Origin of the sequence: Methanosarcina sp. A14 (genome assembly GCF_001729375.1) — an archaeon.
In the GTDB taxonomy this organism is placed as follows: domain Archaea; phylum Halobacteriota; class Methanosarcinia; order Methanosarcinales; family Methanosarcinaceae; genus Methanosarcina; species Methanosarcina barkeri.
The window spans coordinates 1-6,363 of the sequence record NZ_LZPK01000227.1; the positions used below are offsets into that span (position 1 = coordinate 1).

At 35.0% G+C, this 6,363-nt stretch carries 5 protein-coding genes; all 5 read right to left on the reverse strand.

The genetic code is table 11. The features are described from left to right. Positions 1-171 precede the first annotated feature (171 nt). The 5 genes from A9239_RS11150 to A9239_RS11170 all read right to left on the reverse strand — a co-directional run bounded on the left by A9239_RS11150 (position 172) and on the right by A9239_RS11170 (position 5,538). The gene (locus tag A9239_RS11150) at positions 172-1,308 is read right to left on the reverse strand and encodes a glycosyltransferase family 4 protein (protein ID WP_048154673.1); all 1,137 of its coding nucleotides are present in this window, start codon (positions 1,306-1,308) and stop codon (positions 172-174) included. Positions 1,309-1,487: 179 nt separating this feature from the next. Continuing rightward, on the reverse strand, positions 1,488-2,666 hold the full coding sequence (locus A9239_RS11155; RefSeq protein WP_048154675.1) for a glycosyltransferase: 1,179 nt from the start codon (positions 2,664-2,666) through the stop codon (positions 1,488-1,490). Next, entirely contained in the window at positions 2,644-3,318 is a 675-nt protein-coding gene (locus A9239_RS11160; RefSeq protein WP_080943673.1) for an acyltransferase, read from the reverse strand. Before A9239_RS11160 ends, A9239_RS11155 begins: the two co-directional genes overlap by 23 nt. Positions 3,319-3,328: 10 nt before the next feature. Further along, complete coding sequence (locus A9239_RS11165; RefSeq protein WP_048154678.1) at positions 3,329-4,495, reverse strand: glycosyltransferase; 1,167 nt, start codon at positions 4,493-4,495, stop codon at positions 3,329-3,331. Positions 4,496-4,569: 74 nt separating this feature from the next. After that, entirely contained in the window at positions 4,570-5,538 is a 969-nt protein-coding gene (locus A9239_RS11170; protein WP_048154680.1) for a glycosyltransferase family 2 protein, read from the reverse strand. Positions 5,539-6,363 lie beyond the last annotated feature (825 nt).

A 6,363-nucleotide genomic window follows, 5' to 3' on the forward strand; every position in this document is an offset into this window, starting at 1 on the left:
ATGTTAAAGCTAATGTAAAAGCTAATTGGAAAAGCTATGTTAAAGCTAATGTAAAAGCTAATTGTAAAAGCTATGTTAAAGCTAATGTAAAAGCTATGTTAAAGCTATGTTAAAGCTAATGTAACAATCCATTCAAGTCATAAAGTTTTTATAAATAACGGATTTGTAAATTTATTGAATATTGCTAAGTATTTCTGAATATCTTTCCACTGTTTTTTTGTAAGTAAAGTTATCTTTTACAAAAATAATAGAGTTCTCTATAATATTTTCAAGATTTGGGTGTTCCATAGCGCGGAAAATGTTTTTTGCAATGCATTCCGGAGAATTATTTTCCATAATAAAGCCAGTTTTTTCATCATTTATGATATCAGGAATTGCTCCCACTCCTGTAGCAAGTACAGGTGTACCGCAAGCCATTCCTTCTAACATAATATTAGGAAGACCTTCCGTATAAGAAGGAATGACTAGCAATTTTAATGAATTTAAATATTTGGGAAGATCCTCATGAGAACTCCATCCAACAAGTTTTACATTGTTTTCAAGTCCATTTTGAGAAAGATACTTATTAACGTTACTTTTTAAATCTCCATCACCTATTATCAAAATATTCAGATATGGCTTTTGTTTTAAAATAAGAGGAATTGACTCTATAAAATTTATAATACCCTTCTCTTCAGATAAACGACCTACGTACCCGATGAAATCATTCCTTTGACTAAACTCAACATTTAATTTAAAATTAGAAAAATTCAAAAAATGCCGGGGAGCTATCAATATTTTATGGGAATATTTTTCAAAGTTCCATTCATTTATGAGACGTGGAGAATATAATATTATCTTGTCTACCAGATTAAAGTTTATAGTACATAATTTTGTAACTATTTTCGATAGAATATCTTTCTCGTATTTTATTGAATATCCAGAAAGCATAGTAATTGTTTTCTTTTTAAATAACTTTGCGGGTATCAGCGATAAAACTAACATTTCCCCCCCCAGGAAAAAAATACATATGTCAACCTTATTAATTATCTTTAATAGTAAACAAGCGATTTTAAATTGAGTACAAATATAGTTTTTAATCCTGTTAACTGAACTGTTACCTGTTGAATGGAATATACCATACAAATGAATATTTTTATTATCAGTAAAATGATAATAACCAGCATTTCCAGTGATTAGATATACCTCGTCAGAAGAAGATGTTAAAATATCAATAAGATTTGATAATGGAGTGAGCCCTGCTTTCAGGGGTGGGAAAGTGATTACACAAACTCTGTTTTTTTGAATTGTATCTTTTTTAAGTGACATATATATTCCTTTGCTTGTTTAATATCAAAGAAGGACGAGATCTCGTTCTTTTCTGCTTTGGGTGTAACTTATGCATTCAATCCCAAAAGAAGGAAATGCTGTGCGATTAAATAAGAAATTGGAAATTTCACTATCCTGAGAACAGAGAAAATTGTAATAGATTGTCGCAGATTCATATTTTATGTTTTGTAAATACAATTCTCATAAAGGGCCTCGATTTTTTTACAAATTAATGGCCAGGTTAAATTATTTGTAATATATTTTTGTCCATTCTCAACAAATTTATTTCCAAGATCAGGATTTTCAAGAATTAACTTCATTTTGTTTTTCAAATCAGTTACGTCTCCATATTTTACTAAGCACCCGCAAGAAGCTTTTTTTATAAGTTCACCACACCCACAATCATCAGTAACTATTACAGGACTTCCGCACATTATAGCCTCGAATGGCACGAGCCCGAATATTTCAAGAATCGAAGGGTATACCAGGACATCACAATCTACATAAGCTGCTAATTTATCAAATGTATCAATATAACCAGTAATTATCACATTATTCTTCAAATTAAATTTATCAATTAGTAACTCTGTTTTGTCCTGATAGCCATCGTCTGAACCTGCTAAAACCAGTACAACATCATTTTTTTCTTTTATCAAATCTGCATATGCTTTAATCAGAAAATCTATTCCCTTCCTTTCATGAAGCCTACCTAAAAATAAAACAATTTTATTTTCATTGATATTGTATTTTTTTCTAAATGTTCCTTTCGCAGGTAATTTACAAAAAGAATTGGTATCCATGCCATTAGGGATAGTATATATTTTTTCTGAAGGTATTTTCATTTGTAAATATTGATCAACTTCTGTATCGGATACTGAAATCAGCTTAGATGCATCCTTTAATATTTCATTTCCCCATATAGCATCAAATATATTTTTTTGCTTCTGTTTCCCAATCGTGTTTGGAAGTGTTCCATGAGCTTGTAGTACATATGGAATATTGTACTTTTTTGAATAATAGTGAACGATTACTGCAAGCAATGTCCGATGCTCATGGATATGGATCACATCAAAATCCTGAATTTTTCTTCTAGCTATAAAAGGTAAATAATAAGGGATGACAATATTGCGTTTTGTTAAATAATTAGACAGATTTCGAAAATAATAGGTATTTATCCCATCGACATCAACAGGCTTGTTCTTAATTATTTTTAACCTCGATTTAAATCCATCTGTAGTAAAAACTGTTACTTCGTGACCTTCTTTTACTAAATTTTTTGAAATTTCATAGGCGACTCTTGCAATTCCACCTGCTTCCCAAGAGGGTTTGAAAAAATTAGTTACATGTAATATTTTCATTTGAACTCTCCATAGTTCTAATTTTGTTAGCAGGGACTCCACATATTACTGAATTTGCCACCGCGTTTTTTGTTACTACAGCTCCTGCTCCAACAATCGCTTTTCTACCAATTTCAATTCCAGGCAAAATGATAGCATTGTTGCCAATAAAAGCATTTGATCTTATCTTTATAGGGGACGCTTTCATTTCAAGACCATAGGCCTGCCTGTAAGAGCCGTCATGAGTTGAAATCATAGCACATCCACCAATAGTTACATCGTCTTCAATAAGTATTGGGGAATAGGAACATTCTATAAATGTTCGGTTGCTGATATTGCATCTGGACCCAATTTTGAGGGACTCCCCTACCATTAAACACTGATACCCAAGATGTGAATTTTCTCCAACTGTAAACTTATTTACATTTATTAACGCACCTGGAGCCACAAAAACATTGTCTTCAATATGAACACTATTGTAATCGTTGGAAAGAACAAGAGATCCAGGACCAAAATACACATTTTTGCCAATATGTGCACCCAGCAATTTCAACACTGCTTTTTTGAATCCAGATGAGGGGATGTACATTGAGAGACCTAGCAAGATTTTCCTAGCAAAGCTAATATTTTTTAACTTTTGACGATCATCTCTTTTGTTTTGTCTCTCAGTCATATAAATCACATCAGTTACACGATTTGCACACTTCAATAATCTTTTTAGCCCTATGCCTGTATGTGTGTTCCTTCAGAATCCTCTGCCTTGCCCTTTCACCTATTTTCAGCCTTTCTTCATCAGAGGACAATAACCATTCATAGGTTTCTACAGCTTCATCTTCATTATTGACAACAATAATCTCTTTTCCAACTTCAAACCACTCTTCTATCCCTTTGTAAGGCTGGGAAACTATGCAGGCTCCGTAAGCTGCAAGTTCAAACGGCCTGGCTGTAGCAGAGGCATATATATTTGTATGAGACCATCTGGTGATATTCAGGTTGATCTTACTTTTGCAGCAGAATTCGCGGAATGCGCTGTAGGGAACTGGACCAATAAGCTTTGCATTCCCCATGTCAATTCCGAAGTTACCACCCCCTACTGAGAAATTTACATCAGGCAGCCTTTTACTAGGATTTGTAATCATATTTGTCATCCATTCTTCCCTTAATTCACTTCCGTGACCATAGAATGAGACATCAATAGTCTGTTCAACATTTACAGGGGCAAAAAGATCTGCGTCTGCTGCATAATACAATGGAGTAACGTTTTTTGCACCGGCTTCCTTGAGGTCTTCTATAACTCCTTTTGAATTGACAAAAAAAGCATCATACTCTGAAAGGTCCGAATTCACATAGTAGTCAAACTTAAATCCACGTGACATCGCATACTTGGGAAGGATTGTAGGCATATCCCCATCATAATAAAGGCATGGAATCCCGAATTCTGTTTTTAACTCAGAAGGAATTCCTGTGATATGGTTAAGTGGAATATTCATAAAAAGAATAAAATCAAGATCTTTTTCTTTAGTTATAATGTCCGTGAGTTGTTTTTTGATCTTAGGCTTGATATCAAGATTGATTAAGTTTTTAGTTATGGTAGAAAGAAACTTATTGGGTTTTGAAGGATCAGCAACTTTCTTCTGGGATTTCAGGAAGTTATTATAAAGAATACTCTCAAGTTTACATGAATTCTCATATGTTCTCCACCAGAGACTTTCCACTGCTCCTCCGAGGTAAGGGACTACTATAACTTCGTTTCCTGTCTCATGGAGAGCCTTCAGTAACTGCCACCATGAGGGTGTACACCCAAGTTTGTATTTTAAGTCGATAGTAGAAACAAACGCCAATAGTTTCATTGAATTACCTACTATAAAGACAATAATAAATAAAGAGTTAGTCTAAATGTTTTTAAGAAACAATTCCTCACAGTTTAAAATGCCTTCGCATCCTCCAAAATGGCAGATATCGAATGCAGCAGGATGCCTGTCAAAGCCATGAAACTCCCTATGATAATAAACAGAATCATGAGCATGGTAGGCCCGAAATACAAACTTTTTCCCATCGTGAAATCCTGTATGAAAAAAGTGCCCATAACAAGACCGCTTATTCCAAGAACCAGTCCCGGGATTGTAAGGTAGTAAAGAGGTTTGTTAAACTCTATATCTTTTAAAATCATAAAAAGAACTCCAAAGCCGTGTTTTATCGGGTTTACGGTTGAACAGTCAACGTCGTATCGGACTCCAATTTCAACTTCGGCTATACGAAGGCCAGATTTTCCTGCGTCTGCAAGCATTTCGCTTTCTATAGCCATTCCCTTAGCTTTGAATCGGAAAACATCTTTCGTTGACGCTGAAAAAGCGCGAAAGCCGCTCTGGGAATCAGTAATCTGAATCCCAGAGTTTAGCTTGGTGACTCCGTCAAGAATAGTCTGGCCGATACGGCGATAGGAGGGAGTATTCTGATCCAGACCATTTAAGTACCTGTTGCCGTTTACCATGTCGGCTTCACCTTTTATGATAGGCTCGACAAGCTTCGGTATCTCGGCAGGGTTATGCTGACCATCGGAGTCCATGGTAACTATTATATCCGCACCCAGGTCATCTGCGGCTTCAAATCCGGTCTTGAGGGCTGCACCTTTCCCTTTATTTACCTCATGAATAATTACCTCAGCTCCTGCTTTTCTTGCGATCTCGGCCGTTCGGTCTGAGCTGCCATCGTCGACCACAATAACGTTGTCGGCATAGTGTCTGGTAAGCAGAACTATACTGCCGATGGAAATTTCTTCATTAAAGGCAGGAAGGATCACTGTGACATTCTGCGGGGCTGTGCTTTTTACACACTCACTTTGTTTTTGGATTGTGTGCTGTGCACTCTTATCCACTATTTTTCCTGAGCTCAATTTGGATGACCCCTGATATTGTACAGTTTTAAGTGAATTTGCGTATGAGCCTGAAAGGCCGTTTAATTCCGATAATATTATAACCGTGTAATATATACTATAATATTAGCTTTTTGGAGACTAATATGAAAAACTATCATATAAATTTACTGCACTAATTCTGAAGAATGTCAATAATTATGGGAAATAATGTTATTGGTTACCCTTTTTGTGTAATTGAATATAAGGTTAAGTGATTTTAATAAAAGTCTGAAAATATAGCTTCATAAATCTAAATTACTATTATAAGATTTCTCGTAAAGTATAAATTGAGATTCCAAAAAAGTTATTCTGCAAACCTTACGGCATCTTCTCATGTATTTTATGAATGTATTCTGCGTTTGAATGAGTATTTTCCAAAATATCTACAATCCAAATCCACTTGCGGCAATCTCTAACTAAAAAACGAAAAATCGGAGGAAAAAACAGTGATTGGTCAGGCATCTTCGGTCGGGATTACAGCCTTTTTGCTGCATATTTATCAGGCCTGCTATCAAATGCAATAAAACTTCTTTCAAATCGATAAAAGTCTCGGCTAGAGTAAGCCAGATTGTCAAAAAGGTAGGCCCGAGATTAAAGCTTCTGTCAGAATGTCAGTACAATTAAACTACTGTTAGCCCGGTTGGTAATTGACCAATTTGTTAGGAGTTACGCAGTTGGCTCCTAGCATATTGTTTTTTCCAAACTTTCAAATATTTGAATTAATTTAACGTGTATTGGGGATTCCTTAAGTATTCTGTCACTGCCACTCTTCTAATTTTCATAGCACTTTCAAACCAGGATATT

Excerpts from the sequence above, each read along its gene's own strand:
- A9239_RS11160 (WP_080943673.1), bottom strand. The coding sequence starts at position 3,318 with ATGACTGAGAGACAAAACAAAAGAGATGATCGTCAAAAGTTAAAAAAT.
- A9239_RS11150 (WP_048154673.1), bottom strand. The coding sequence starts at position 1,308 with ATGTCACTTAAAAAAGATACAATTCAAAAAAACAGAGTTTGTGTAATC.
- A9239_RS11155 (WP_048154675.1), bottom strand. The coding sequence starts at position 2,666 with ATGAAAATATTACATGTAACTAATTTTTTCAAACCCTCTTGGGAAGCA.
- A9239_RS11165 (WP_048154678.1), bottom strand. The coding sequence starts at position 4,495 with ATGAAACTATTGGCGTTTGTTTCTACTATCGACTTAAAATACAAACTT.